The following is a 26,796-nucleotide window of genomic DNA, read 5'->3' on the forward strand; positions in this document are numbered from 1 at the left end:
TTATTTATTCATATTATTAGCTATTGGTAATTCTATCATTATTTCTGTATATTCTCCATATGATGAGTCACAATATATATCACCATTCATTTTTTTAATTAATCTTTTGCAAAAAAATAATCCAATCCCCGTACCATCATTTTTTTCAGAGAAAAATGAATAAAAAATCTTTTGTACATTACTACCAATTATGCCTTTGCCATAATCTTTTATTGATAAAATCACTTTTTTATTTACTAATTTTGTATAAATATCTATCTTCTTATCTTCCTTATCCATCATAGCATCTAACGCATTTTTAAATATATTTAACAAAATTAAACTAAATAATTTCTTGTCTACATAAGTTATAATATTATTATCTATATTAATAGATAGCTTAACATATTCTCTAATATTAGGATGGCACTCATTTATAAATTCCTCAACTATCTTAATGCACTTTATATATTGACAATCTATTTTAATATTTTCCCTAAATTGTAATAACATTTTTTCTATTATTTCTTCCGCAAATTTTATGCTTTTACTTAGTTCATTTATATAATTTGATTCCTTTAGATTGTGTATCTTCTCTAATACATAAACATTATTATTAATTATACTTATAGAGCCTCTTAACTCATGAGCTATTGATAAACTTAGTGCTTTTGCAATTGATAAATTAGCCTTATACTTGTTAAGCCGTATTCTTGAAAATATTATAGAGATTATTATTGAAATGACCGTACAATACGTATAACTTACCCATAAATCATTCTTAATTTGAATCTCATAGATATTCTGCATAACAAAAAAAATAATTTGTGCAAAAATAATAAATATCACAAATATATCCCAAGTAATTAGTGTAGATAAAATTAATATATTAATCAATAAGTTAACTAGCCAAGATTGATTATTATTAAATAAAAAATGCAAAATAGGAATTAATAATAGCGTTAAAAATATTGTAAAATGTATTACTAATGGGAAATACTTTCTTATAATGATAAACCAATATTCTCTAAAAAGAAGCACAGCTAATATTGTACCACTTATAAATCTTAATATAATTGCATCGTCTACAAATGCTTTATTATAATCCCATATAAAAAATGGAATCAATATATTTACACAAGAAAAGGATATAAAGACATTAAAGTCTATTTCTTCTTCTTGTGTTTTAGAACTAAAAAAATTATTTAATTTTTCAATAAAATTAAATGCCATTTTTTTTAAATACCTTCTGGTTTATTATAAAAATAAAGAAAATACTTATGGATATAAACATTGGTAAAGATATAAATATATACTTATAATCTTTGCTATTTATCTCACCCGTAATTAAAATAGTTAATATCACCAATATTGCATTAGTATAAAAATAATATTTTTTTAGCTTAATCTCGCATAATAATACTATAGTAGGAATCGTAATAATTGCACTATAGAATGAACCAAAAAATAATATAATCTTTAATATATCATTAAACTTAAACGCTAAAATTATTGATAATAAGCCTAAAAATAACGAAACAAGTTTAATTATCAATAATTTTCTTTTTTCATTAATATTTATTAGATATTTAGAATTAAATATCTGTTCACCTAATATCACACTTGATGCATTTAAATCTGAATCAGCAGTTGACATTGCCACTGCAATTATACCTGCAATAACAATCCCCTTAATACCTATAGGAATTAGGTGTTTAATAATTTCAATAAGTACTGAATTTTCACTTGCATTAGGAAATAATTGAATTGCTCCAACGCCTATAAATATAATCATTATCCCTAATGGAATTTGAAGAAAGGCAGAATATAGCATCATTTTCTTCAAATGATTTTTATCTCTTGCCATTATAATTCTCTGCATTTTTGAAGGATAAAATCCTGGTATCATAAACCAAATAAATAATGCTGAATAATCAATAAAATTTTTATATGATAATTTGTTATTATTATATTGCTCCATAGAAATAGATACTATTTTATTAAAACCTCCAACTTGCTCCACTAAAATGGAAGCGATTAATGGAATAATAATTATTAAGAGTAAAAATTGAAAAATATCTGTTAATACAACTCCTTTGACTCCTCTAAGAGAGGTGTATATCAAAAAAACAACTCCTGCTGATAAAGTTGCAATTTCTTGATTAATTGGATATACACAACTTAATACACTTCTAATCGCTATTATTTGTCCAGCTATAACACCAACACACATCATTGAACCTACTAATGATACAATTATTTTAGCATTTTGGCCGTAACCTTTACTAATAAAATCAGATATAGAAATGCAACCAGATAATTGCTTATATTTATTAGATAACCAATATGCTACTATTAAATAATTAATTGCTACTGCTACAGAATTGATAACTGCAAATAATATTTCTTTTGAATATACTTTGGCAGTTATTCCAACTACATTTCCACTTCCTATTTCAGTAGCAAAAAAAGTACATACCAAAGCCGCTATAGTATAATTGCTCCCAATTGAATATTCTTTAATTGAATTTATAATTGGTTTAGATTTTATACCTATAACTAATGCTATAAAAAGATATAACAAAATAATAAAACTATCTAAATTAAATATTTTATTGAATAATTTTACGTTATATACTGTAAAAAATTAATAACTCAGTAAAACATTTTGAAAGAATATTTACAATTAGAAAAATTATTTGAAGAAATAGGTTTATTAAAAACAAACTTATCAATATTAAATTGGGATAAAGAAGTTTATATGCCTAGCAATGCTATTACAGAAAGAAGTAAGCAAATTTCTTTAATTTCAAAAATTATGCATAATATGATTTCATCATATAAAGCACAAAAACTTTGTGAAGAAGTAAATATTAACAAACTAGATAATTGGCAGCTTCAAAACTTCAAATTAATGAAAAAAAAAATAAAACTTAATGCTGTCATTCCTTCAGAAGTTATTGCTAATTTATCTTTATCTGTAACTAAAACAGCATCTCTTTGGAAGGAAGCTAAAAATAAAAATGATTATAATATTGTAAAATCCGAATTTGCTTGTTTATTAGATAACATAAGAAAATTTGCTAAATTTAAATCTGAAGTTATTAATAGCACTCCATATGAAGCTTTAATAGATGAATATGAGCCTGGATTAAAAATAGAGTTTATTGATAAATTATTAAATTCAACTTTTAATTTTGTTATATCTACAATTAGTGAATTAAGGACCTCCTATCCAACTTCTATATCCTCAAACTATAATATTGAAAAGCAACAAATGCTTATAGAATTTATTTTATATGATCTTGGCTTTGATTTTGAAAAAGGTAGAATTGATAATAGCTGCCATCCATTTTGTGGAGGAAGTGCATCAGATATAAGATTAACTACAAAATTTAACTATAATGATTTTTCCCAATCATTTTATGGAGCAATACATGAAGCTGGACATGCTAATTACGTTAATAATTTACCATCTAAATGGCTCTACCAACCAGTTGGCAGTTATTTAAGTATGGGAATTCATGAAAGTCAATCATTAATCTATGAAAATCAATTAGGTAAAAGTAAAAATTTTATTAATTTTCTCTTTCCTTACTTAAAAAAAATCTTTAAAAAAATATATTTTTCAACAAGGAAACTTTATATCAATTTATTAACTTTTTACAACCTTCCCTTATTAGAGTAGATTCAGATGAATTAACATATCATATACACATTTATATACGATATAAGATAGAAAAGGCACTTATTAATAATGATATTACTGTGAATGATTTGCCTGACATCTGGAATACAGAATATAAGAATTTACTTGGCATTACTCCTAAAAATTATAAAGAAGGATGTTTACAAGATATACATTGGTTTATAGGGTGTTTTGGCTATTTTCCAACCTATAGTTTAGGATTAATAATTGCTGCACAAATTATGCACCACGCTAATAAGTCCATAGTCAATTTAGAAGAAAAAATTGAACTTGGGAAATTTCAGGCATTTAATGATTTTTTACATAAAAATATTCATACCTTCGCATCTTTATTACCGAATTCTAATACTTTAATTAGAAGTAGATTCAAAGAAGATATTGATGATATATACTACCAAAAATACATTAAAAATAAGTATGGCATATGAAACAACTAATCATTTTAATAATATTTCTAGTTACCATAATTGCTACAATTACAGTAATCTATATGTTAAATAAAGTAAATAACCAACCTACTGCTGATAAAATAAACCATTTAGTGAAAAATCATCATGAAGAAATAAATGATTATTACTACTGGCTTAGAGATAAAAATTGGCCAAATGTATTTAACAAAGAAATAATTAATCATCTAAAATCTGAAAATACATACACAAATAAATTTTTTGAACCCCTTAAAGAACTTGAATCCTCTTTTTATAAAGAACTAAAAAATAATATTATAGATTATGAGGAAACTTATCCTATAAAAAAAGATAATTTTTTTTATTTTTCAAAAGTTATCAAAGATAAAAATTATCCTGTTATTTGCCGAAAATACCAAAGTATGGATGCAAATGAAGAAATAATTTTAGATCAAAATCAATTAGCACAAAATAATACTACATTTGCTATGGGAACTTTTTCTGTTTCTCAAAATCATAAATTATTAGCTTATTCTGTAGATTTAAATGGCAAAGAAAACTATACCATTAATATTAAAGATTTAGATTCAAATAAATTATCTAACGATAATATTCATAATACTATAGGTAATATAATTTGGGATAATGACAATAAAGGTTTTTTCTATATAAAATTAAATAAAAATTGGAAATCTAATAGTGTTTATTACCATGAATTAAATAATGATCAATCTTTTGACAAATTAGTATTTAAAGAAAATGATGAAAGCTTTCATATCAAAATTAGTAAATCTTCTGATAATAAATACTTGTTTATATACACAAGTAGTTTAGATGAAAATGAGGTATGGTTTATAAATCTAGAATATGCCACATCTCATAAGCCTACCTTATTATATAAACGTCAGCATAAAATACTTTACTCAGTAGAACATAAAAATAATTATTTTTATATAAAAATTAACGATAAAGGAGAAAATTTTAGACTTATTAAAATAAATGTAAAGTCATTCAGTGATATTAGTAAATCAATAGAAATTATCCCACATAATAAGAATTCTTACCTTACTAGTATTAGTTTATCAAAAAATTATTTATTACTTAATAAAAAAGTTAATGGCATCGATAAAATAATTATTTTTGATAACTTTGGTAAACCAAAAGAAATTAATTTTAACGAGAAAGCATATAGTGCCTTGGGTTATTTTCCAACTTATGACTCTAATTTAGCCAGGATAAGCTACTCTTCTTTAATAACTCCAGATACAACATTTGAGTATGATTACAACAACAAAAAATTAATAACTCGTAAAATTAAAAAAGTACCTAATTATAACAAAAATTTGTATTACTCTGAAAGAGTATATGCTAAAGCACCCGATAATACCTTAATTCCTATTTCTTTAGTATATAAAAAAGATTTATTTAAAAATAATTCTAATACCAACCCTTTACTTTTATATGGGTATGGAGCCTATGGTCATTCTATTAAACCATCTTTTAATGAGGAAATTTTACCTTTGATTAATAAAGGTGTTATTTTTGCTATAGCCCATGTAAGAGGTGGGGATGATTTAGGGTATAATTGGCATCAAAATGCTAAATTTCTTAATAAAAAAATAACTTTCTCAGATTTTATTTCCTGCGCTGAACATTTAATTAAAGACAATTACACATCTTCTGAGAATTTAATTATTTCAGGTGAAAGTGCTGGTGGTATGCTTATTGGAGCTGTTATTAATGAACGTCCTGATCTTTTTAAGATTGCCATTACTAGGGTGCCATTTGTAGATGTTTTAAATACTATGCTTGATAGTAGTTTACCTTTAACTTCTATTGATTATAAAGAATGGGGAAATCCTAAAGATATAGTTTACTATAATTATATTAAATCTTATTCTCCTTATGACAATGTTAAGTCTCAACAATACCCTTCTATTTTTGTTACATCTGGTTTAAACGACCCTAGAGTTACATATTGGGAATCCGCTAAATGGGTTGCTAAATTAAGAGAATTTAATATTAGTAATAATCCTATTTTATTATATACTGAAATGAATAGTGGTCATAATGGACAAAGTGGTAGATATAACTCTTTAAAAGAAGTTGCTCGCTTTTATACTTTTATTTTTAATGAACTTAATAAAAAATAACTACCCTGCATATAGCAGCTTGTATCTGATATCAACTATGTTTTTTAAAAAATGTAATTTAAATTTTTATTGATTCTAATTGCTTCAATAAATCCCGTATTTTAGCATTAGCAATCACAATTATTTTGTGCATTAAAGCTGTTAACGCAACCATTTTCTTCTTTCCGTTAGAAATTAATTTTTCATAAAAACTTTTTAATTCAGTTTTAGATTTTCTAGCTTCCATAGCAGCAAAAAATAATATAGGTTTTATATTCTCTCTGCCCTTCATTATACTATGATATCCTTTATATATAACCCCGAGCTCATACAATAAAAAAGCTATTAAAAAAGTAACTTAAGACTAATAGTAAATAAGGGATGGCAAAGATTGCTGTACGGATGAGATTTTTATTGATATCTATGGAATTTATCCTTTACTTTGTTACAAAACTGCCCAACCAATTACGAGCTCCTCTTGTCTTGTCTACTACTTCTGGATTTATATTTTCTTTACCTATCTTTTATTCTGTAATTTCTACTTTTCTTTCATTTACCTTCTGCACTATTTCTTATGCTTCTTCAAACAATCTTCTTATTTCTCCTAATTATGAATCCTTTTCTTCTAAAAGCATATCTTATTTAATCGATTATATTGTTGCATTTTACATCATCAAATCTTTTTCTTTTCATTCTATCCATTCTTTAACTGAAATCGCTTTTAATATTAAAAAAGCTACTTTTATAATTTCTTCTGTTGTTTCTATTGATCATGTTACTAAATCCATTATTGAGCTTTCTCCTGACGAGCCTTTTAAATACCTTGATTCTTTTTTTGGATTTGATAGTAATATTAATTCTAACAACCCTGAACTATAATTCCCCATTTCTTCATTGCTTTGTAGATTATTTGCTATACACTCTTTTGTTTTTATCTTTTCTTCTATTTCTTTTAATAATCTCATTTTCTCTTCTACATTATCTATCTCATCTATTTTTTTTGTCCTCTCTCTCATTTTTTCTCTAATATCTAATTTAGTATACCCTAGATATTTCTTCATTACATAACTTTCATATATATTTTCTTTTATTCCTTTATACTCTTCTCTTTCCAATATATAACTTTTTGGCACTTGTTTTATTATATTCTTTAATACACCATAACTATCATCTTCTGTTGTACTCGCACTTCTAATATATTCTATAAATTTTTCTCTTTCTTCTTTATCATTTATTTTTATTTTCATATATTCTGATAACTTTTTATCCATTTTATTCACTATTTCTTCCTTTTTCTCTTCTATATTTTTTGATATATTGTTTATATCTAGTTCTCTGTCTCCTACTCCATATTCTCCATTTAATATCTTTTCTATTGTTTCTTCTTTTATTAACCAACTAAACAATGCTTTGAAATTATTTTTCGTTTTCTTTTCCCCCATTAAAAATTGACTACTATTTACTTTGTATGCATATTCTCTCCATTTATTTAAATCACTCTTAAATATAGTTTTATATAGATTTAGTAATATATATTGATTTTTTTTATTACAGTAAGCTTTGATTGGTTTTAATGAATATTCAAATACTTTATTCCATAGATATACCATATTTTTTATTATTGCTTCTTCTCTTTTTAATTTGGTTTTTTCTTCAAAAGAAGATATACTACTTGTATAGTTATTATTATTGTTATATATAATGATTGGTTCTTTTTGGACTGTTCGATTAGCTCTTTTTTTATTAAAGAAAAGATGTTCATTTTTTTCAATATTTAATAATAAATTTAATTTTTCATAGTTTATAGAGTACCATTTAGTATGATTCCACTTTCTTGCATTAGGTTTTTGCGAGAAAATAATATTTTCTTTTTCAAGATATTTAATGACCCTTTTTATAGTAGAAATAGAACAATTAAGTTGTTGAGCCCATTCTTGTAGAGGGTTGTATACCCATAAGTTACTAGAATTATCTATTTGACGCCCACATTTATGAATCCAATAATTTAATTTATTTAAAAAATTTGTTTTTTTATATCCAAATAAATTGAATAAAATTTCATAATTATATTTATAATAAGTTATATTTTCTTTTAATGTATTTTGATATATAAATTTATTTACCATAAGTACCTCTTTTTTTATAAAAAGCACAAAATACACTTGCATTTTACTCCACATAGAGTATACTTAAGTTGCGAAATTAAGGCGAGGTGCATAAGTGTGCCTCGTTTTTTTACTTATGAAGATTTTTCTAATGTAATAGAAAATTTCTCCAGTATCACTTGTGTTATCCAATTTGATCTAGTTTTTTTTTCTTTTTTTCGTACCTCATCTAATTTTTTTAATGTATTTAAAGGAATATTAATACTTATCTTAACTTTACCATCAGGCGTTAATTTATATGTAGACATGCACTCCTTAAAATAATATTTATATTGCTAATATAATAATATACATCTTTTATGTCAAATAATATTTATGAATAAGTTTGTAATATTATTTAAATTTATCTACAAATAATATTAAAATAAAGTGAACATATTGAATTAATAATAAAAAAATAATATTTAATATTATTTTTTTATTATATTTATACTATAGATATTAAAATAATATCGCTATATTTGGGGGAAGTTAATTTATTTATATACTCTTTCTTATATATGAAATAATTTTTTCTCCAGATATCTCATCACCTAATGCTAAAAGTCCTCTAATTATATCAGTTTCTTTAAATATGGTTGAATTTGAAGCCTCATTAGTTTTTTTTAGTATTTTTTTTATTCTATATAAATCCCCTGCCCTAAATCTGAAGGATTTATTTTTATATACTATATTTTTTTGATCAATTATCTTTAAATTTTCTTTTTTTTCTAATAAATTATCAGTTAATTTTGTTTTTTTATTAAAATCTATTTTAGACATAAGCTAATAGTTCTGTTGTAAGTTGTTCAAAATCATGTGCTCCATTAGAATTTGGGTTAAAACATTTTACTGGCACTTCGTTAATTTGAGATTGATTAATTGCTTCATTTTTTCTTATAACAGTATCTAATAAATTTTCACTCATATTTTCTTGGAGTTGTTGATTGATAAACTTATTAGTTTGGGAGTTGCGTCTTTCATACATATTTCGTAATATATAATATTTAAATTTATGGTCTATTTTAATTGACTTTATAGATTGTAGTAAATCACTAATTCCATCTAGTGAGTATTTTCCAAAATTAGTAGGTACAATAACAATATTTGCTGCATAAATTGCATTAATTGCTAGTATACCTAATGTTGGTTGGCAATCTAAAATAATAAAATCATACAAGTTTTTTAATTTTTCAAGCAATCTTTTAATAATTTTTTCTCTAAAAATTTTTTGATTAGCTGTTTCTGCTACCATTGCTAAATGTATGTTTGATGGTATTATGTCTAAATATTCATGTTGGATATTATTAATAATTGCTTTGTGTAAAATATCTTTAAAGTTATAATCATTCTTTTCAAAAATAACATTTATAGACTTATTTTTATCAAATTTATTACAATATATACAACTTGAATGTGCTTGGGGATCTAAATCAATTATTAGTGTTTTTTTCTTTTTGTTAGCTAATTCATATGCTAAATTAACAGATATTGTTGATTTTCCAACACCACCTTTTTGATTTATTACCGCTATAACTTTTGACATATAATACGTTTATTATTTATTACAATAATAGTGCAAAAATATTATTATTTCAATATAAAAAAAAGAAAAATATATTTTTTACGTATTAATATTGTATTATTTTTATAATATAATATTTAATTCACGTAAAATTTATATTTATAAGTGTAAATATACTTTATTAAAAAAAGAAAAAGATGTTTAAAAAAGTTATATAGTTTTATTATATATGTCTGCTTTTAATATTAATTAAAAAAAGCAATTTATTTGTTCTTCTATTGTAGTACAATACTAATTTCTTTTCCTACTTTATTTAGGGTAAAATACTACTCCGCATAAACTAGCTAATTATTTATAGAATATATTACTAAGTATAGGTAATATTGTTAAAAGTACATTTACAATTTTAGTTTTAACTTCTAATATATTAAGTTTTACTATAGTGAATCTAATTATTAGTATATTAATTTACAAAAAATAAAAGTAATAATATTTAGAGGAGTAAGTCTCAGGCAAAAATTTTAGTCAATTATATTATCTTTGCAATAGAATTATTAAAGTCATATTTGTCTTAATGTTACTATTATAAATAGGTTTATATAATAGTAAATTAATAGTTACAAAATATATAAATAATAGTACAAAAATATTACATACATATTATATTAGTAATATTATAATTATTAATAGTTATACAGAAATAGGTAAACCAATTCAGTTATTTATTTAAATATTTTAAGAAACTTTTCAAACACTTCCCTTCCCTATTAGTGATTATAAAATAGAATAAGTTACTCTAAAAAATATTTATGAATAACTAATTTTTATTAATAAAATATTATATTTATAATATAAACATATTATGCACATACTACTTTCATATTTATTTGATAACTTTTTTATATTAACTTATTAACTACTTGTAATCCAAATTTGTTATACAGGAAATAAAAAACTTATAATATATGACCTGAGCTTGAAATAAAGATAGCTGTGGAATATTTAATAGAAATATATACAGAAAATTATACTGAGAGAGAAATAAGGAATTTACAAAGTTAATTTTATAAGAAGAAGTTTACCCTTATTTTCTAAAGCTTTGCAAAATTTAGAAATATAAAAATTATATTTTTTGGCAACAATAACAAGAAATAAAAGAGTTTTACAAAGACGTTGAGTACCTTTTTTTAACAATTTAGATTTTTCCTTTAACAGATGAACCAGAAAATTTTTGAGAAGGAGATAAATCAGCGTAAGTGGCAAGTTGTTTAGCGTTATTAAAAGTATTAATATCAGGGATTTCAGCTAATAAAATAATTGCAGAGGTATTAGCTATACTTGGAACTTTGTAAGTTTTTATAAGCCTGATTAAGATAACAAGATTTAATAAACAAGGAATCAACTTTTTTATGTAAATTATTTTTTTATCAGTTTTGTGCGTTGATAATTTGTTTTAGCATAAGATTTTATACAACTTGGATTTACAATACTAACTTTATAACCATATTTATACATAAACTCAGCTAAAACTTCTCCATGAAGCCCTGTTGCTTCTAAACACATGTCAATATCTTAATAATGGAATTAGAAAGTAGATAACATAAAAATAAAAGTTATTAAATAAATATGAAAGTAATATGTATATAATATGTTTATATTATAAATATTTTTTAGAGTAACTTATTCTATTTTATAATCACTAATAGGGAAGGGGAGTGTTTGAAAAGTTTCTTAAAATATTTAAATAAATAACTGAATTGGTTTACCTATTTCTGTATAACTATTAATAATTATAATATTACTAATATAATATGTATGTAATATTTTTGTACTATTATTTATATATTTTGTAACTATTAATTTACTATTATATAAACCTATTTATAATAGTAACATTATTAAAAAATAAAGGCTTTACTGTCAGTGCTAATGAATAATGTACCACCTGTGCTAATGAAAATTGTACCAGGAAAAAGAAGTTAAATAACATATACTTTTTGGAAATATAATAAAGATAAAAAGTATAAAAATGATAGGAGCGGCTATGTACACAACAATATTGACTTTATATGAACAAGGAATGAAGATACGTAAAATATCAAGGACAACTAATATTCACCGAGATACAATAAGAAAAATTATAAAAAAATATGAAAAAGAAAAAATAGAAGAGCCAATAAATTATAAAAGAGAATCACAAGTAACCAAGTGGCATGAAGAGGTGGTAGATTTTATATCACAAAATTTGAGTATGGTTAGGATTTATGAAGAGTTGAAGAAAAAAGGGCTTGAATGTTCATATAGTACATTGAGCCATTATATTAGGAGACATAAAATAAAAAATAATACTTGTATCAGATTGCAAACAGAAGCAGGAGAAGAGGCGCAAGTAGATTTTGGAGATATAGGTAGGAAGCACGATAAAGATGGTAAGCTTCGTAAGGCATATATATTCAATATGAGGTTAAGTTATAGCAGATATGATTATTGGGAGATAGTGTTTGATCAAAAAATAGAAACATGTATAAACTGCTATATTAATGCATTTATAGATTTTGGTGGCGTGCCAAAGGTTATCAAATTAGATAATCTAAAAGCAGGAGTGACAAAGGTAGATATATATGAGCCAATGTACCAAAAAGAATATAAATCAATGGCAGATCATTATGGAACTATGTTATCTGCATGTAGGCCATATAAGCCGCAGGAGAAGGGAAAAGTAGAGAGTGGAATTAAATATGTGAAGAATAATTTTTTTGCAGGGAGGGAGTAAAATAATGAAGAGATGAATTGTCAACTGCGCAAATGGCAGGAAAAAGCTAATGATAGTATAACACAGCACAACAAAAGAAAAGCCAATAGAAATGTATATAAATAAAGAGAAAGAAGCAATGCTTAAGCTGTGCCAAATACTGAATATAATATAAGCTCATGGCATAGGCGTAGAGTAGGTAAAGATTGTCATATAATCATAGATAGTAATTATTATTCAGTGCCAGTAAAATATGTGGGAGATGATATCTATATATCTTTAAATAGTAAGATATTAAAAATATATGACATCGAGAATGAATTGATTGCAACTCATGAAAGATCTAAAGGCAAAGGAGTATTTAGCACTAATACAGCTCACTATGATAAATATAAAGTATTGTGTCCTGGATTTGAACAGCATGATGCATTATATGAATATAAGATGAGGAATATAGGTAATCATAGCTATGCTTTTTATTTAGAGGTAAAGGAGAAACATAAGCAAGATTGGTATAGAGTAATAAAAGGAGTCTGAAGTGACCCCAATGAGTCAGACCAAAAATGACTCAAAAAGAGAGACATTATTTGTTAATTATTAACCCTTAATATATTACATTTTAACCTCCTGAGCAATATTTAAATCTTTAAAATTCAAATAAATACTATTACTACTATAAGCTTTATATAAAGTCTCAGCTGGAGTGCTATAATTTAACGATTGATGCGGTCTATTATAATTATACCAATACACCCATTTAGTAATAGTGGACTTTAAATCCTCTACAGTATTCCACTGATATAAATAAGAACCTTCATATTTAAAAGCTCTCCATAATCTTTCAACATAAACATTATCAGCACATCTGCCTTTACCAGTCATGCTAATCTTTATCTCATAATGAACTAAAGTTTTAACCCAAGATTCACTTGTAAATTGGCTACCTTTATCACTATTTAGTATTAGAGGTGTTCCATACTTTAATAGCGCATCTTCCAATGCTGATTTGCAGCTTTCAGTGCATAAACTATTACTCAACCTATAGCCAACAATCATCCTACTGTACATATCCACTATTGCTACTAAATACATAAAACCTTTTGTGGTTCTTAAATATGTTAATCAACCTGCCATACTTGATGAGGTTTTGTTAGCACTACGTCTTCTAATAAATATGGGTATACTACTTGTTCCTTATTTTTAATGCTAGTATTAGGCCTTGGATAAATAGCATATAAATCCATTTCTCTCATTAATCTTTGCACTCTCTTATGATTTACTGATATATTTTCTCTTGCCAGTATTGCTGTTATTCTACGATACCCATATATAGGATATAAAGAATATATTTCAGCTATCTTATTGCTTAGTATAAAGTTTTCACTTTTATCTGACTCCTCATAATATATCATAGATCTATTTATTTTTAAAAGCTCACTTTGCCTTCTCACACTCAGCTGTTGATGTCTTCTATTTATCATTTTACGCTTCTTTATAACATCAACTTGGAGGAGGCTTGTTGCAAAAAATCATTCTCTACTTTTAACCTCCCTATCGTTGCATGTAATTTTTCCATATTACCATTATTATAAGCTTGTACTGGTTGATTGCCTTTTTTATATATTTCAGGACCATTATCTAATAGTTGCTTTTTCCATTTACTTAATACTGATCTTGGCACTTGATATTTTGAGATTATTTCTGCAATTGTTAAATCTCCTTTTATCATTTCTATTGCTACTTTGAATTTAAATTCTTTTGTATAACTTTTTTGTTTGCCCATAATTTTTTACCAATTTTTAGTTTTATTTTTTATACATTTTTTTATCTAAAATGTCTCTCTTACTTTGGTCTGATTTTTGGGGGTCATTACAGTCATAAGTTTGAGAAAAACATACAGTGATGAAATTATAGATTTAGCCTGCAAAAGAGCACTGCATTTTGGAATATATTCATACATAATAATAAAAAGAATCTTAGAGAATAATTGTTTTAATCTACCTTTGAATTAGAGTATTGGAGGTAACTATGCAAAATATAATTAAGGATTTTAATACATTTAAATTAGCAGGAATGGGTTGCTACATTAGAAGAAAGAATTACATATGCTAATAATAATAAATTATCATATACAGAATTATTAGAAATTTTATGTGAAGATGAAAAAGTAATCGATATGATAATAGCTACAAAAAAAGAAAAAAAGCAGCTAAACTACCTGTAATCAAGCAATTAGAAGATTTTGATTTTAGCTTCCAGTCTAGCATTGATAAGAAATTAATAAGTGATTTGGCAACTTGTAAATTCATAAAATCTCATGAAAATGTAGTTTTTATAGGTAGCTCAGGCACAGGAAAAACTCATTTATCAATAGCCTTAGCTATAAAGGTATTGGCTAGGGATCATAGCGTATACTTCACTACTGTATCTGATTTATTATATAATCTGCATATGGCAAGGGCTGATAATAGTTATCATAAAAAATTAAAGCAAATTATTAATTATGACCTGCTAATCTTAGATGAATTAGGCTTTAAGCAGCTACCTAAATATTCTACTGATGATTTTTTTTATGTTATTTCTAAAAGATATGAAACTAAATCTACCATTATCACAACAAATAAAATCATAGAACAATGGAATGATATATTTGACGAGCAAGTGCTTACTAGAGCTATTGTAGACCGTATAATACATCATGCATCTATTGTAAGTATAAACGGAAAAAGTTTTAGAATGAAAACTAAAAAGGAGGTTACATGACTTAAAAAATTTATACATAAATGGTACAATTTTAATTGACAATGACACTTTACTGTAAATAAGCATTCAATACTGCACCAGTAAGATAAAAAATAGTCACTTAAGATATAGTCTCAAAAATCAAGCAAAAACCTGTAAAATAATGATTTTAAAATACGTCTTAAAACTTAGATTGCAAAGAATTTTTCTTTTTATATCCATTATAGAACGATTTTTAAAGCAAGGTTTATAGAAACCAAAAAAAAATTTTATCAGTAAGAACGTATAAATACACTATAAAAAATATAAAATTTTTTTTAAAATTTATTTCTCTTGTGAGATTCAGTAATAATATTTAGTAGAGTAAGTCTCAGGCAAAAATTTTAGTCAATTATATTATCTTTGCAATAGAATTATTAAAGTCATATTTGTCTTAATGTTACTATTATAAATAGGTTTATATAATAGTAAATTAATAGTTATAAAATATATAAATAATAGTACAAAAATATTATATACATATTATATTAGTAATATTATAATTATATTTTACTTCAGCTGCTAAATTAGCTAATGATCTCATGGAGGCTAGAGATGAACTTAGTTTATCAAAATTACATAATAAATTATCAAAGCAAAAATTATTAATTATAGATGAAATAGGTTATGTTTCTTTATCAGCAACTGGAGCAGAGCTTATGTATGATATAATAAATCAACAATATGAAGTTAGCTCATTAATTATGATAAGTAATCTTGAATTCTCAGATTGGATCCAAGCTTTAAAATCAGATAAGCTTACAGCTGCATTATTAGATAGAATTACTCATTACAGTAATATTATTGAAATGAATGGCGATAGCTACAGATTTAGCAATTCTATAGCTAAACGAAAATAACGATTAAGTAATGATTTAAATATCCGAACATTTAGCTTCGCTTGAGCTACACTCTGGCTCACTCAGCTAAATATTCTTACTCACTACCAAAATAAAAATAATGAAAAGAGTCTATGGCTATTTAGATTTTACTGGTGCACTTATATCTTGATAAAAGAACATTAAGAGTGTAGCTAACTTTTAATGGCTAGAAGAGATGATTCTGATGGTACACTAAGACTGAGAAAGTCTGTGGAAAAGACGAGAACACTCTTCTGTTTGAGTCACCGCTGGACGGTATCTTAGAGAAGCTATAAGCTTACTCTGTATTTAATAAGTATAGCAATGACTCACTTAATAATATTATATGGAGCAAATATGAGCAAGATTATTTTAGGTATTGATATTTCTAAAAAACATTTTGATGTTTCTAGATATATTAGTGATAAACATAATAATAAAAAATTCATTAACAACAATTCAGGTTTTAAATCATTAATTTCTTGGATTAATCAATATACAAGTAACAATATACACATATGTTTAGAAGCAACAGGGGTTTATGGAGAAGCTTTAGCTGAGTTTATGTATAAACATGGTTATAAAGTCAGTGTTGTAAATCCAAGTTGTATTAAATCTTATGCTAAAAGCAAATTATCTAGGCATAAAACTGATAAAATTGATGCCCAGTTAATTGCCGAATACTGTGATAAATATAACCCAAATTTATGGAAGCCACTTCCTAATGAAATCAAAGAGCTTAGAGAATTATCACGTTGTATTGATAGCTTAAAAATTCAATATAATCAGGTTATTAATCAGCTTGAAAGAAAATCTGATAAATCTAAATTAGTATCTAAAGTATGGGAGGACTTAAAACTTAAAATTAAATTTCAAATAAATGATTTACGTCAAAAAGTTGATTCCTTGCTTATTAAATCTTCTTATCTTAATCAGGCTTATAAAAACTTACAAACCATTCCAGGTATAGCTAAAACCTCTGCAATTACCTTATTAGCTGAAATCCCTGATATCAATACTTTTAATAACGCTAAACAACTTGCAGCTTACGCTGGTTTATCTCCTTCTCAAAAATTTTCTGGCTCCTCTGTTAAAGGAAAATCTAAATTATCAAAAATAGGTGCTAAGCGTCTTCGTAAAGCTCTTTTCTTTCCTGCTATTGTTGCCAAAAAGTATAATCCTTATATCTCTAAATTTTGTAAAGTTTTAGAAAATAAGGGTAAGCATGTTTTTTCTATTATTGGTGCTGCTATGCGTAAATTGCTACATATAGTCTTTGTTATTTTAAAAAATAATACAACATTTAATTATAATTTATGATTTTTATTTGACTTTTAAGACGGTATCTTTTGCGTGTCTATAGTGGTGCATTTTTACTTCCTTATTGGCACCAATATTCAAATGCACTTACATGACCATTAAACCATGATATCTGCTCTTCTGTTAAATATATTTTTGCAAAAATATCTCCACTTTTACACAATGTCATTACTATATAGCTTATTTTTACTTTTTGTCCATTTATTACCCCCCTATACACTTCCCAAAATCAAATTGTGTATTGCCATAATCATGCTTTAAAGGCATATATACTTCTTTTTATTTCTTTATGCTCATTGCCATATCTTCTTACAGCATCATAGATTCCTTTATATCCATCTTCTTTTTTAAGTCTTTCATATATTCTTTTACTTGTATGATGCTGTTATTTCCCTACTTTTGAATCATTTTTTAATATTAAATTTATTTTATCTTTATATTATCCTATCTTAGGATATAATTTACCTTTTTTCCTTTTGTATTTTGGTGGAGTAGCGTATTTACATTTTTTCGCTACTGTTTTGCGATTTATCCTATATAGCTTTGCTGCCTCTCTTTTACTGAGACCTTCTACTAATACTGATCTTCTTACTTTTTCATATATCTGCACTTTATACAATTTTTACCTCTATTAAGTTAATTTCTTAACTTATATAGTGGTGCATTTTTGTGCCTATTTTATTTCTACTAGTGCAGTATTACATACTTATTTACACTACATTTATTAAGTAATAGGATAGAGTATATAAAATTTCAATTAAGTTATATGAGTAGATTCTAAAAATAAAATTTATCAGAGTTTAAATTCAGATAGATAGCCAAAAATTTATTATTAGATGTAAAGTTGACAAAGATGTATAAATAGTACATACTATATGTACATTGTTGATATGTCTACAATAAAAAATGCTGTCTACTACATATACATTACTAAGAAAACAATTAAGTGGAATAATGGATAAAATATCAAAAAATAGAGAGGTGCTTTATATCACAAGAAAAGGTCATGAATCTATGGTGATGTTAACAGAGGCTGACTATAAATCAATGAAAGAAACGTTATACTTGCTTTCAAATAAAAATAATGCACGTCGTTTAGAAGAATCTTTTCAGCAAGCTAAGGATAACGATTTCATAGAATTAGATGAAGATTAAGTATACTAGAAATGCTGCAGAAGATGTTTTATATTGGAAGAAAAAAGATAAAAAAATTTATAAAAGACTTCAGCTAATAATACAAGACATAAGAAAAACACCTTTGAAAGGTTTAGGGAAGCCAGAGGTATTAAAATATAATTTAAAAGGTAAATGGTCTCGTCGTCTTACACATGAGCATAGAATAGTTTATGAAGTGTTTAAAGATTTTATTGTTATATACCAATGCAGATTTCATTATTAAATTGTTGCAGAGTTTGAATATATCAATCTTTTTTTGATTTGTTTTATAAGTCAAATAGGAGGGCGAATATTTTAATATAAACTTTTTTGTGGAAAAGAAATGATGGTTCCTAATGAAGAATTTATTAATTATAAATTTGTAAGTTTCATGACTTATTAAAATTTTAGATAAAAATACTAAATTCACTCCTTAAATAAATTTTTTTATAAAATCATTTAATGTGAGTCCAGTTGTAAATAATGTGAGCCCATGTTTTTATAGAATCATTTAATGTGGGTCTAAAAAATTTTATAAAATCATTATTTTGAGCCCAAAAAAAATTATAAGTGCATGTATTTATAAAATCAAGCCGCTACATATAAAAGTATAAACGGCTAAAAGGTAAAGTGTTTAAAAGTTATTTCTTTTATAGTCCTAAGAGCTAATACAACCTAATTAACTATATATAGAACTAAATTGTTGAAAGTAGAAAAAATTTTATAAAGGCTGGATTTATAAATTCAAATTATAATACGTCCTAATATTATAGGGTATGGAGGTACAAAGAAAGTATAAGTTTTTGAAACAATCAGTATTTTTCAAGCAATCTGTACAATAAAAAAGAAAATTCGACTAATATGTGCCAAAATGGTATATTTCAAAAAATAAAATTAATTTGTACAGATCAATATGAAAATAGGATACGCAAGAGTAAGTAGCAATAGTCAAGATTTAAAAATACAAAAAGAGGGATTATTAAAATTTTGATGTGCAGATATTTATAGCGAAGCGCAAAGTGGAAAAAATAATGAAAGAACAGAATTACAAAAAGTTCTTAATGCTTTAAGAAAAGGAGATGTGTTAGTAGTATATAAAATTGATAGGGTTGCAAGATCATTAAAAGGTCTGATAGAAATAATAGAATTGTTAAATACTAAAAAGGTAGATTTGATATCATTAGATTCGGGAGATAAGGTAGATACAATATCTCCAATGGGGGAAGCATTTTTTCAAGTAGCAGGAGTATTTGCAGAGTTAGAACGTAGTATGATAAATGCCAGGAATAAAGCAGGTATTGAAGAAGCAAGAAAAAAGGAATAAAATTTGGTCGTAGGGTAGGGAGTAAAAATAGTAATACGGAATATAAATTAGAAAGAATTAAAATATTCTTAAACGCTGATAAAAGCTATAATTGGATAGCGAAGTAATTATCAGTGAGTCAAAAAACAATATCAGAAGTTAAGGCTAAAATAAAAGATGAGCAAAATATAGAAAAATAAAATTTAATTAAGAATCATTAAAATATTAAACAAAATGAAAAATTTCATGCGGAGAATAACATAAGTAATATATGCATATTATGCGGAGAATAAGATTGATTTTTTAAAATCTTAACAGAAGATATAATAAAAAGTAGTGAAATAGAAGGAGAAAAGCTAAATAAGGAACAGGTAAGGTCATCTGTAGCAAAAAAAATGGGAATAAATATAGGAGTGATGCAGAAGATTGATAGAAACGTTGATGGTATAATAGATATAATGTTTGATGCAACAAAAAATTACTATACCTCACTAACTAAAAATAGATTATATGGTTGGCATTCAGCATTATTTCCTACAGGTAGGAGTGGTATGAATAAAATAACTGTAGGAAGCTGGAGAAAAAAGGATAGTGATATAATGCAGGTTATATCCGGACCTATAGGAAGAGAGGTTGTGCATTTTGAAGCACCAACATATGATAGACTTAATAAAGAAATGCAGTATTTTATAAAGTGGTTTAATTCAGCAACAAAAGATGATCTAGTGTTAAAATCTGCAATTGCACACTTATGGTTTATCACAATACATCCGTTTGCTGATGGTAATGGAAGAATTGGGAGAGCTTTATCGGATATGCTATTGGCTAAGTCAGAAAATACTGGGAAGAGATTTTACAGCATGTCGTCTCAAATGCAAAAAGATAGGAAGAATTATTACTTAAAATTAGAAAAAAGTCAAAAGGGGAATCTAGATATAACGGAATGGATTATTTGGTTTTTAGATTGTTTAAAAAAAGCAATAAAAGCTTCGGAAGATACTTTAAGTTTTACTTTATATAAAGCAAAATTTTGGAAAGAGCATGAAGAAATAATTATAAATACGAGATAAAGGAAGATACTAAATATGCTATTAGAAGGATTTTATGGAAAGCTAACTTCTTCTAAATGGGCTACAATATGTAGTTGTTCTCAGGATACAGCAAACAGAGATATTAATGATTTAATAAAAAAAGAAATTTTAAAGTTAGGAGAACAAGGGGGGAGAAGTACGTATTATCTGCTAATATATGAAGATTATAAGTAAGTATTAATTTGGACAAGGTTTAATTAGTAACGACTATAGATTATAAAGCTTATATAAATTACAGAACGATGATACTAAGAAAAAGAAATTAGTTTTATTTAGGTTCTGAGATAAGAAAACTTAACTGGGGGAGGGGAGTGTTAAAATCGATTCAAATAAATAATGTGATTTTAATTCACTAAATTTCTTTGTTAAATCTCGCGCTCCATATTTATATATTTTTTTTACTAATATCTTTGCATTATCATATACAATTTCTTTAGGTACTCCACCAAAATACTCAAATGCACTTACATGTCCATCAAACCATGATATTTGTTCTTCTGCTAAATATGCTTTTGCAAAAATATCTCCACTTTTATAAAGTGTCATTACTATATAACTTATTTTTACTTCTTGTCCATTTATTACCCCTATACACTCCCCAAAATCACATTGTGCATTACCATACTCATGCTTTAAAGGCACATATACTTCTTTTTTTATTTCTTTATGCTCATTAACATATCTTCTTACAGCATCATAACTTCCTTTATATCCATCTTCTTTTTTAAGTCTATCATATATTCTTTTACTTGTATGATGCTGCTTTTTCCCTACTTTTAGATCATTTTTTATAGAATATTAAATTTATTTTATCTCTATATTCTCCTATTTTAGGATATAATTTACCCTTTTTTTTGTATTTTGGTGGAGTAGCATATTTACACATTTTCGCTACTGTTTTGCGATTTATCCCATATAGCTTTGCTGCCTCTCTTTTACTGAGGCCTTCTACTAATACTGATCTTCTTACTTCTTCGTACATCTGCACCTTATACAATTTTTACCTCTATTAAGTTAATTTCTTAACTTATATAGTGGTGCATTTTTACATGCCTATTTTTTATTGGTACAGTATTGCATGCTTATTTACAAGAATTAGAACGTAGTATGATAAACACAAGAACTAAGGCAGGAGTAGAGCGAGCTAAAAAGAAAGGGGTAAAGTTTGGTCGTAAAACGGGAAGCAAAAATAAGAATACAGGATAAAAATATTTTTAACAGCTAGAAAAAGCTATAATTGGATAGCAAATGAATTATCAGTGAGTAAACAAAATATAGCAAAAGTAAAAAGTAGTGAAGTAAATAAATACTAGTTGTCTGGTTTAGAATATAATGCTATAGTAGTAATTAATATAGTTTAGTAAATGCTTATGGAAAATAAATATATAGCTTCTTTTGAAGCTAAAACAAAATTCTCAAGTATTATAAAAGAAGTAAAAAGTACTGATGTGCATTATATTGTTACAAAAAGAGGAAAGCCCATGGCTTTGATCGTGCCATACAAACAAAAGAGTGAACAAGCAACCTCTGCTATTAATGACTTTATAAAATATAGAGATAATAAAAAATTAAAATTAAAAAAAGAGGAAAATGAAATATTGAAGGATATAATTTATCAAGGAAGCAGATATTGTGAGTGAAATAGTAATAGATGCATCTGTGATAGTTAGTATTTTATTTAAAGATGAAGAAAGTCATTATTCTAAGTCAATTTTAGAATTTATGATGCAGGGAAATGTAATAATTGTTCCTGAAATATTTCATGCAGAAATTTTGAATGTAATAGTTGTTTCAGAAAGGAGGGGGCGTATTAATAACAATGATATACATCAAATGCTAAGATTTTTATCTGGTCTAGAGATAGTAACAATATCATACACAAATAAAGAAGAAATACTGTATTTAGCAAGAAAATATAATCTTACATCATATGATGCTACATATTTAGGACTAGCAATAAATAAAAAAACGCAAATTGCTACACTTGATAAAAGGCTAAAAGAAGTTTCTGTTGCTGAAGAAATATATTGGGGAAATAAAAATATAAGTGATAATTTAAGCAAGTGAAACTAATGTCATTAAAGTGTCAGCATTACAGTCCTTAGAAAAAGAAATTAGTTTTATTTAGGTGTATTTAGGTTCTGAGATAAGAAAACCTAACTGGGGGAGGGGAGTGTTAAAATCGATTATTTTGGTCACTTGATAAAATTCATCAAATCAAAATCAGATAAAAAATTTTCTAAATTTCTTACTTTAATATTATCGACTGTATCAAATTCTTTTTTGAGTCCAATTACTAATTGAACACACTCAATTATCCCAATATATTTTTTAAAATGTGCAAAAGATTTATTTGGTTTTTCATCTGAAGATTTTACTTCTATACAAAGTACTGGATTATCATCTACACAAATAAGAAAATCTAATTCTTTGCCATCTTTTGTTCTAAGGTAATGCAATTTACAAGTAAAGCCTTGTGTATCTTCAATAAAGTGTAATTCTTTTAAAAGAGAACATGCAACTAAATTTTCTATTTTTGCTCCGTGATCTTTTATTCGTGCAGTGTCATAGAAATAATACTTAGGTTCTTTTAAAATAGATCGAGCTATATTTTTATGGAAAGGACTTACTTTAAAAATAAGGTAAAAGTTCTCTAATAATTGCAACCAACTTTTAATCGTTTTTGAATCAGCCTGTAGGTCAGTTGCTAAATTGTAAATTGAAATAGAGCTTGAAACCCTTGGTTTTAGCAAATCTAATAATATTTCAATTTTTTTTATTGATCTAACGGCATAAATATCAAGGAAATCTTGTCTTAGAATAATATCTAAATGAGTGCGTTGCCAGCGTCTGTAAAATCTTTCAGTAGATTTCAAAAAAGGTTCCGGAAAGCCACTAAAATTCATTAATTTCTCATATATTTTATGGGGATCGTTTTTAATAAACTGGACAGCTTCTTTTATATCTATTGGATGCAGGCGAAAATGAAAATATCTTCCTGCAAGTGAGTCACCAACCTTCATAAAAGATTCTACATTAACACTACCAGTTATTATTAATTTAGTTTTAAGACCCTCTGTATCATAAATTCCTTTTATCCAACGCTTCCAGTCTTGCATTTTATGGAGTTCATCAAAAATGATACAATCTGTATCCCTCTTCCATTGTTTTTTTCTAATCATATCTCGATCTTCTTCAAGATCATAATTAAAATATTGATAAGTACTAAACAAACTTTTGGCTAAGGTTGTTTTACCGGATTGTCTTGGTCCACTCAGGAGGATAATCTTAGATTCACTATCTTGAGTAATTATTGATTTTAAATAACGTTCCATGAATTTAATATTTATATTCATTTATATATTAGACTATAGTCTAATATAGTCAAGTCTAATTTAGATTGTGATCTTAAATGGACATTAGAATTTTAAGTCTGTTTATACAACAAACAATAGGTGCTGTTGAAAAAGCCACTTTTTAGGACCACCTCTGGCTACTTTACCATATTTTATACCGCTTTGTTTATTTTTAACAGCAAGTAATAATAGATTTTTGCTGACTTACCAGTATTATAAGTTGTCTTCCTCTAGTTATAACTGTATAAGGTAAATTTTTCTTAAGCATCAATTAGTGAGATATCTGAAATTAAAGGCATTAGAGAAGTGTAAATAAAATGTCATGGCCAAGTATCAATAAAAAAAGATTATATACTTAACTTATAATAGTTAATTAAGATTACTTACAGCAAAAAGCCATTTGATATTATTTTTTATAATTTGATCAAGATATTTTGGTCTATCATTTTTATAATCAATATAATATGCATGTTCCCATACATCTATTGTTAGTATTGGAGTTTTATCTAGAATTAATGGATTATCTGCGTCTTTAGTTTGCAGTATCGATAATTTCATGGATTCTTTATCTTGTACTAACCATATCCAGCCACTACCAAATAAAGTAACACCAGCTTGTATAAATTTTTCGATAAAGTTATCATAACTGCCAAAATCTCTATTTAGCAACTCAATCAATTTAGTAGGGCATTTTTGTGGCTTACCTATAGATTTCCAATAAAAATTATGATTCCAAACCTGAGCTGCATTATTGTAAATAGGAGTGTCATTATTTTTATATGATTCAATAATAATATCTGTAAGAAGCATGTTATAATATTTTGTTCCATTGACCAGAGCGCTAAGTTTATTAGCGTATCCTAGATAGTGCTTATCATAGTGATAATCAAAAGTATTTTTAGATAGGGTTGGCTCTAATTCATTTTTATCGTAAGGTAAGGGGAGAGCTTTTATCATGATAAAATATTAGGTTTTAATTCAAGTAAAGAATATTATAATAAAAGTGAGATATCAAGTATTAAGCAGAAAAGATGCGCAAGATAATACACATAGATATGGATTGTTTTTATGCAGCAATTGAAATAAGAGATAATCCAAATTTAGAGGGTAAGCCAGTTGCAATAGGAGGGAAGAGCAGGGGAGTATTATGCACATGCAATTATGAAGCAAGGCGATATGGGTTGCATTCAGCAATGCCGACATATAAGGCGCTTAAAAAATGTGAATTATTAGTATTACTTCCAGTTAATATGGAAAAGTACAAAGAGGTATCAGCAGAAATACACAAAATATTTAAAAAATATAGTGATATAATAGAACCTCTTTCATTAGATGAAGCATATTTAAATGTAACAGGAAGTGAGTTATATAGTGGTAGTGCAACATTAATAGCGCAAGCAATTAGAAGAGAAATATATAAAAAGCATAAATTAACTGCGTCAGCTGGAGTAGCTCCCAATAAATTTCTTGCAAAAATAGCAAGTGATTGGAAGAAGCCAAATGGACAATTTGTAATAACTCCAAAAGAGATAAAAGAATTTATAAAAAGTTTAGATATAAAGAAAATATACGGAGTGGGGAGTGCGACTGCAGTAAAATTAAGGAATATGGGGGTAAATACCTGTGAGGATTTGCAACAATATGAAAGAGTAAGACTTATAGAAATATTTGGTAAATATGGCAATGAGCTTTATGATTTATCCAGAGGTACAGATAATAGACAAGTTCAATCTGCAAGAAAAAGAAAATCATTTAGCCTTGAAAAAACTTATCCAAATGACTTAAAAACAATTGATGAATTAAATATGGGGTTAAAGCATCTTTATAGTGAATTAATGTATAAGCTTAAAGAAGAATTTAAAAATAAGGTAAGTAGTAGTTTTGTTAAGTTAAAATTTAATGATTTTACAGAAACTACTGCAGAAGGAAAGGGAAGGGAGATAGAGTTGTCAAAATTAAAGTATCTTCTTATAAAAGCAAAAGAGCGAGGAGAAAAAAAAGATGTAAGGCTCATAGGCATAGGTGTTAGATTTAAATATCAAAAAATAAAAAACATACAAAAGACTTTAAATATAAGTTAATAATAAAAATATTTGTTCCCCAATATATTTAGTAATCTTTCTAGCATGCAATTATGCAACAGTACTTTTTATATAAAAAATAATAAAAAAATGTGAATCATGATACTGCTTGAATTATTATACAATAATAGATAAGTTAATTTCTATGCTATATGTAATTTTAAAATCTTTATGAATAATAATAGTCAGAAAAGCATACTA

The 26,796-nt window shown here is 25.9% G+C and carries 31 protein-coding genes and 4 pseudogenes; 17 read left to right on the forward strand and 18 right to left on the reverse strand.

Features of this window, described 5'->3' with window-relative positions; all coding sequences use genetic code 11:
- Together h2es_RS06320 and h2es_RS06325 are read right to left on the reverse strand one after the other, a co-directional pair.
- Window positions 1-1,212 (reverse strand): sensor histidine kinase, encoded by a 1,212-nt coding sequence (locus h2es_RS06320; protein WP_154512425.1) that lies wholly within the window; start codon window positions 1,210-1,212, stop codon window positions 1-3.
- Window positions 1,202-2,563 (reverse strand): sodium:solute symporter family protein, encoded by a 1,362-nt coding sequence (locus h2es_RS06325; protein WP_154512427.1) that lies wholly within the window; start codon window positions 2,561-2,563, stop codon window positions 1,202-1,204. The genes h2es_RS06320 and h2es_RS06325 overlap by 11 nt, the downstream gene beginning before the upstream one ends.
- A gap of 84 nt (window positions 2,564-2,647) precedes the next feature.
- On the opposite strand from h2es_RS06325, the gene h2es_RS06330 reads away from it, so the two are divergent.
- The 3 genes from h2es_RS06330 (at window position 2,648) to h2es_RS06340 (ending at window position 6,248) form a co-directional block, all read left to right on the forward strand.
- Window positions 2,648-3,667, forward strand: a complete 1,020-nt coding sequence (locus h2es_RS06330) for a gluzincin family metallopeptidase (RefSeq protein WP_154512429.1) — start codon at window positions 2,648-2,650, stop codon at window positions 3,665-3,667.
- The gene (locus h2es_RS07835; protein ID WP_326845017.1) at window positions 3,658-4,116 is read left to right on the forward strand and encodes a hypothetical protein; all 459 of its coding nucleotides are present in this window, start codon (window positions 3,658-3,660) and stop codon (window positions 4,114-4,116) included. Before h2es_RS06330 ends, h2es_RS07835 begins: the two co-directional genes overlap by 10 nt.
- A 62-nt stretch (window positions 4,117-4,178) precedes the next feature.
- Window positions 4,179-6,248: a S9 family peptidase gene (locus h2es_RS06340; RefSeq protein ID WP_195909992.1), complete on the forward strand. Its 2,070-nt coding sequence runs from the start codon at window positions 4,179-4,181 to the stop codon at window positions 6,246-6,248.
- A gap of 58 nt (window positions 6,249-6,306) precedes the next feature.
- Here h2es_RS06340 and h2es_RS06345 read toward each other — a convergent pair whose 3' ends face one another.
- From h2es_RS06345 to h2es_RS06370, 7 genes are all read right to left on the reverse strand, one after another.
- A complete protein-coding gene (locus h2es_RS06345; RefSeq protein WP_154512433.1) occupies window positions 6,307-6,519 on the reverse strand; it encodes a hypothetical protein in 213 nt (70 codons plus the stop codon).
- A gap of 478 nt (window positions 6,520-6,997) precedes the next feature.
- On the reverse strand, window positions 6,998-8,353 hold the full coding sequence (locus tag h2es_RS06350; RefSeq protein ID WP_154512434.1) for a hypothetical protein: 1,356 nt from the start codon (window positions 8,351-8,353) through the stop codon (window positions 6,998-7,000).
- Window positions 8,354-8,466: 113 nt separating this feature from the next.
- Window positions 8,467-8,640 (reverse strand): type II toxin-antitoxin system HicB family antitoxin, encoded by a 174-nt coding sequence (locus h2es_RS07570; RefSeq protein ID WP_195909993.1) that lies wholly within the window; start codon window positions 8,638-8,640, stop codon window positions 8,467-8,469.
- A 232-nt stretch (window positions 8,641-8,872) separates the two neighbouring features.
- The gene (locus tag h2es_RS06355; protein WP_154512435.1) at window positions 8,873-9,154 is read right to left on the reverse strand and encodes a hypothetical protein; all 282 of its coding nucleotides are present in this window, start codon (window positions 9,152-9,154) and stop codon (window positions 8,873-8,875) included.
- Window positions 9,147-9,917: a ParA family protein gene (locus h2es_RS06360; RefSeq protein WP_154512436.1), complete on the reverse strand. Its 771-nt coding sequence runs from the start codon at window positions 9,915-9,917 to the stop codon at window positions 9,147-9,149. Before h2es_RS06360 ends, h2es_RS06355 begins: the two co-directional genes overlap by 8 nt.
- Window positions 9,918-11,091: 1,174 nt before the next feature.
- On the reverse strand, window positions 11,092-11,196 hold the full coding sequence (locus tag h2es_RS07960; protein WP_369122805.1) for a transposase: 105 nt from the start codon (window positions 11,194-11,196) through the stop codon (window positions 11,092-11,094).
- 116 nt (window positions 11,197-11,312) lie between these two features.
- The gene (locus h2es_RS06370) at window positions 11,313-11,459 is read right to left on the reverse strand and encodes a hypothetical protein (RefSeq protein WP_154512438.1); all 147 of its coding nucleotides are present in this window, start codon (window positions 11,457-11,459) and stop codon (window positions 11,313-11,315) included.
- Between the two features lie 481 nt (window positions 11,460-11,940).
- Here h2es_RS06370 and istA point away from each other — a divergent pair, with 481 nt between their 5' ends.
- Complete coding sequence (gene istA, locus h2es_RS06375; RefSeq protein WP_195909994.1) at window positions 11,941-12,669, forward strand: IS21 family transposase; 729 nt, start codon at window positions 11,941-11,943, stop codon at window positions 12,667-12,669.
- A 129-nt stretch (window positions 12,670-12,798) separates the two neighbouring features.
- Window positions 12,799-13,185 (forward strand): Mu transposase domain-containing protein, encoded by a 387-nt coding sequence (locus tag h2es_RS06380; RefSeq protein WP_154512440.1) that lies wholly within the window; start codon window positions 12,799-12,801, stop codon window positions 13,183-13,185.
- Window positions 13,186-13,260: 75 nt separating this feature from the next.
- Here the strand turns inward: h2es_RS06380 and h2es_RS06385 are convergent.
- From h2es_RS06385 to h2es_RS06395, 3 genes and pseudogenes are all read right to left on the reverse strand, one after another.
- Window positions 13,261-13,755: pseudogene (locus tag h2es_RS06385) on the reverse strand (transposase); the annotation flags it as partial.
- A gap of 11 nt (window positions 13,756-13,766) precedes the next feature.
- A complete protein-coding gene (locus tag h2es_RS06390; RefSeq protein ID WP_154512442.1) occupies window positions 13,767-14,129 on the reverse strand; it encodes an IS3 family transposase in 363 nt (120 codons plus the stop codon).
- A gap of 11 nt (window positions 14,130-14,140) precedes the next feature.
- Window positions 14,141-14,431, reverse strand: coding sequence for a transposase (locus h2es_RS06395; protein ID WP_154512443.1), 291 nt, complete (start codon window positions 14,429-14,431; stop codon window positions 14,141-14,143).
- Between the two features lie 398 nt (window positions 14,432-14,829).
- Here h2es_RS06395 and istB point away from each other — a divergent pair.
- The 3 genes and pseudogenes from istB to h2es_RS06410 all read left to right on the forward strand — a co-directional run.
- A pseudogene (gene istB / locus h2es_RS06400) lies at window positions 14,830-15,411 on the forward strand (IS21-like element helper ATPase IstB); the annotation flags it as partial.
- 536 nt (window positions 15,412-15,947) lie between these two features.
- Window positions 15,948-16,289: pseudogene (locus h2es_RS06405) on the forward strand (ATP-binding protein); the annotation flags it as partial.
- 357 nt (window positions 16,290-16,646) lie between these two features.
- Window positions 16,647-17,609: an IS110 family RNA-guided transposase gene (locus h2es_RS06410; RefSeq protein ID WP_154512446.1), complete on the forward strand. Its 963-nt coding sequence runs from the start codon at window positions 16,647-16,649 to the stop codon at window positions 17,607-17,609.
- A gap of 61 nt (window positions 17,610-17,670) precedes the next feature.
- Here h2es_RS06410 and h2es_RS06415 read toward each other — a convergent pair whose 3' ends face one another.
- Together h2es_RS06415 and h2es_RS06420 are read right to left on the reverse strand one after the other, a co-directional pair.
- Window positions 17,671-17,829, reverse strand: a complete 159-nt coding sequence (locus h2es_RS06415) for a hypothetical protein (RefSeq protein WP_154512447.1) — start codon at window positions 17,827-17,829, stop codon at window positions 17,671-17,673.
- A 219-nt stretch (window positions 17,830-18,048) separates the two neighbouring features.
- Window positions 18,049-18,219, reverse strand: coding sequence for a hypothetical protein (locus h2es_RS06420; RefSeq protein WP_154512448.1), 171 nt, complete (start codon window positions 18,217-18,219; stop codon window positions 18,049-18,051).
- Window positions 18,220-18,515: 296 nt separating this feature from the next.
- On the opposite strand from h2es_RS06420, the gene h2es_RS06425 reads away from it, so the two are divergent.
- From h2es_RS06425 to h2es_RS07735, 6 genes and pseudogenes are all read left to right on the forward strand, one after another.
- Window positions 18,516-18,764: a type II toxin-antitoxin system Phd/YefM family antitoxin gene (locus tag h2es_RS06425; protein WP_154512450.1), complete on the forward strand. Its 249-nt coding sequence runs from the start codon at window positions 18,516-18,518 to the stop codon at window positions 18,762-18,764.
- Window positions 18,754-19,008, forward strand: coding sequence for a Txe/YoeB family addiction module toxin (locus h2es_RS06430; RefSeq protein ID WP_154512451.1), 255 nt, complete (start codon window positions 18,754-18,756; stop codon window positions 19,006-19,008). The genes h2es_RS06425 and h2es_RS06430 overlap by 11 nt, the downstream gene beginning before the upstream one ends.
- Window positions 19,009-19,764: 756 nt before the next feature.
- The gene (locus h2es_RS06435) at window positions 19,765-20,088 is read left to right on the forward strand and encodes a recombinase family protein (RefSeq protein WP_326845018.1); all 324 of its coding nucleotides are present in this window, start codon (window positions 19,765-19,767) and stop codon (window positions 20,086-20,088) included.
- 287 nt (window positions 20,089-20,375) lie between these two features.
- Window positions 20,376-20,459, forward strand: a pseudogene (locus h2es_RS07965) (DUF4172 domain-containing protein); the annotation flags it as partial.
- A gap of 3 nt (window positions 20,460-20,462) precedes the next feature.
- Complete coding sequence (locus tag h2es_RS06440; RefSeq protein ID WP_230204281.1) at window positions 20,463-21,137, forward strand: Fic family protein; 675 nt, start codon at window positions 20,463-20,465, stop codon at window positions 21,135-21,137.
- Between the two features lie 15 nt (window positions 21,138-21,152).
- Entirely contained in the window at window positions 21,153-21,332 is a 180-nt protein-coding gene (locus h2es_RS07735; RefSeq protein ID WP_230204282.1) for a hypothetical protein, read from the forward strand.
- A gap of 120 nt (window positions 21,333-21,452) precedes the next feature.
- On the opposite strand, the gene h2es_RS06445 is transcribed toward h2es_RS07735, so the two are convergent.
- Window positions 21,453-21,800: a hypothetical protein gene (locus h2es_RS06445; protein WP_154512453.1), complete on the reverse strand. Its 348-nt coding sequence runs from the start codon at window positions 21,798-21,800 to the stop codon at window positions 21,453-21,455.
- 139 nt (window positions 21,801-21,939) lie between these two features.
- Entirely contained in the window at window positions 21,940-22,140 is a 201-nt protein-coding gene (locus tag h2es_RS06450; protein ID WP_154512454.1) for a helix-turn-helix domain-containing protein, read from the reverse strand.
- 388 nt (window positions 22,141-22,528) lie between these two features.
- On the opposite strand from h2es_RS06450, the gene h2es_RS06455 reads away from it, so the two are divergent.
- Entirely contained in the window at window positions 22,529-22,798 is a 270-nt protein-coding gene (locus h2es_RS06455; protein WP_195909995.1) for a type II toxin-antitoxin system Phd/YefM family antitoxin, read from the forward strand.
- Window positions 22,791-23,225, forward strand: coding sequence for a type II toxin-antitoxin system VapC family toxin (locus h2es_RS06460; protein ID WP_154512456.1), 435 nt, complete (start codon window positions 22,791-22,793; stop codon window positions 23,223-23,225). Before h2es_RS06455 ends, h2es_RS06460 begins: the two co-directional genes overlap by 8 nt.
- A 128-nt stretch (window positions 23,226-23,353) precedes the next feature.
- On the opposite strand, the gene h2es_RS06465 is transcribed toward h2es_RS06460, so the two are convergent.
- Both h2es_RS06465 and h2es_RS06470 read right to left on the reverse strand, forming a co-directional pair.
- Entirely contained in the window at window positions 23,354-24,514 is a 1,161-nt protein-coding gene (locus tag h2es_RS06465; RefSeq protein ID WP_230204283.1) for an ATP-binding protein, read from the reverse strand.
- A 369-nt stretch (window positions 24,515-24,883) separates the two neighbouring features.
- Window positions 24,884-25,471, reverse strand: a complete 588-nt coding sequence (locus h2es_RS06470; protein WP_154512457.1) for a superoxide dismutase — start codon at window positions 25,469-25,471, stop codon at window positions 24,884-24,886.
- Between the two features lie 74 nt (window positions 25,472-25,545).
- Between h2es_RS06470 and dinB the strand changes: the two genes are divergently transcribed.
- The gene (gene dinB, locus h2es_RS06475; RefSeq protein ID WP_154512458.1) at window positions 25,546-26,595 is read left to right on the forward strand and encodes a DNA polymerase IV; all 1,050 of its coding nucleotides are present in this window, start codon (window positions 25,546-25,548) and stop codon (window positions 26,593-26,595) included.
- Window positions 26,596-26,796 lie beyond the last annotated feature (201 nt).

It is taken from the genome of Rickettsiales endosymbiont of Trichoplax sp. H2 (assembly GCF_009690945.1).
GTDB classification, from domain to species: Bacteria; Pseudomonadota; Alphaproteobacteria; order Rickettsiales; family Midichloriaceae; genus Aquirickettsia; species Aquirickettsia rohweri.

Excerpts from the sequence above, each read along its gene's own strand:
- h2es_RS06320 (WP_154512425.1), bottom strand. The coding sequence starts at position 1,212 with ATGGCATTTAATTTTATTGAAAAATTAAATAATTTTTTTAGTTCTAAA.
- h2es_RS06340 (WP_195909992.1), top strand. The coding sequence starts at position 4,179 with ATGTTAAATAAAGTAAATAACCAACCTACTGCTGATAAAATAAACCAT.
- h2es_RS06345 (WP_154512433.1), bottom strand. The coding sequence starts at position 6,519 with ATGAAGGGCAGAGAGAATATAAAACCTATATTATTTTTTGCTGCTATG.
- h2es_RS06350 (WP_154512434.1), bottom strand. The coding sequence starts at position 8,353 with ATGGTAAATAAATTTATATATCAAAATACATTAAAAGAAAATATAACT.
- h2es_RS07570 (WP_195909993.1), bottom strand. The coding sequence starts at position 8,640 with ATGTCTACATATAAATTAACGCCTGATGGTAAAGTTAAGATAAGTATT.
- h2es_RS06355 (WP_154512435.1), bottom strand. The coding sequence starts at position 9,154 with ATGTCTAAAATAGATTTTAATAAAAAAACAAAATTAACTGATAATTTA.
- h2es_RS06360 (WP_154512436.1), bottom strand. The coding sequence starts at position 9,917 with ATGTCAAAAGTTATAGCGGTAATAAATCAAAAAGGTGGTGTTGGAAAA.
- h2es_RS06370 (WP_154512438.1), bottom strand. The coding sequence starts at position 11,459 with ATGTGTTTAGAAGCAACAGGGCTTCATGGAGAAGTTTTAGCTGAGTTT.
- istA (WP_195909994.1), top strand. The coding sequence starts at position 11,941 with ATGTACACAACAATATTGACTTTATATGAACAAGGAATGAAGATACGT.
- h2es_RS06390 (WP_154512442.1), bottom strand. The coding sequence starts at position 14,129 with ATGATAAATAGAAGACATCAACAGCTGAGTGTGAGAAGGCAAAGTGAG.
- h2es_RS06395 (WP_154512443.1), bottom strand. The coding sequence starts at position 14,431 with ATGGGCAAACAAAAAAGTTATACAAAAGAATTTAAATTCAAAGTAGCA.
- h2es_RS06410 (WP_154512446.1), top strand. The coding sequence starts at position 16,647 with ATGAGCAAGATTATTTTAGGTATTGATATTTCTAAAAAACATTTTGAT.
- h2es_RS06425 (WP_154512450.1), top strand. The coding sequence starts at position 18,516 with ATGCTGTCTACTACATATACATTACTAAGAAAACAATTAAGTGGAATA.
- h2es_RS06430 (WP_154512451.1), top strand. The coding sequence starts at position 18,754 with ATGAAGATTAAGTATACTAGAAATGCTGCAGAAGATGTTTTATATTGG.
- h2es_RS06440 (WP_230204281.1), top strand. The coding sequence starts at position 20,463 with ATGGGAATAAATATAGGAGTGATGCAGAAGATTGATAGAAACGTTGAT.
- h2es_RS07735 (WP_230204282.1), top strand. The coding sequence starts at position 21,153 with ATGCTATTAGAAGGATTTTATGGAAAGCTAACTTCTTCTAAATGGGCT.
- h2es_RS06450 (WP_154512454.1), bottom strand. The coding sequence starts at position 22,140 with ATGTACGAAGAAGTAAGAAGATCAGTATTAGTAGAAGGCCTCAGTAAA.
- h2es_RS06455 (WP_195909995.1), top strand. The coding sequence starts at position 22,529 with ATGGAAAATAAATATATAGCTTCTTTTGAAGCTAAAACAAAATTCTCA.
- h2es_RS06465 (WP_230204283.1), bottom strand. The coding sequence starts at position 24,514 with ATGAATATAAATATTAAATTCATGGAACGTTATTTAAAATCAATAATT.
- h2es_RS06470 (WP_154512457.1), bottom strand. The coding sequence starts at position 25,471 with ATGATAAAAGCTCTCCCCTTACCTTACGATAAAAATGAATTAGAGCCA.
- dinB (WP_154512458.1), top strand. The coding sequence starts at position 25,546 with ATGCGCAAGATAATACACATAGATATGGATTGTTTTTATGCAGCAATT.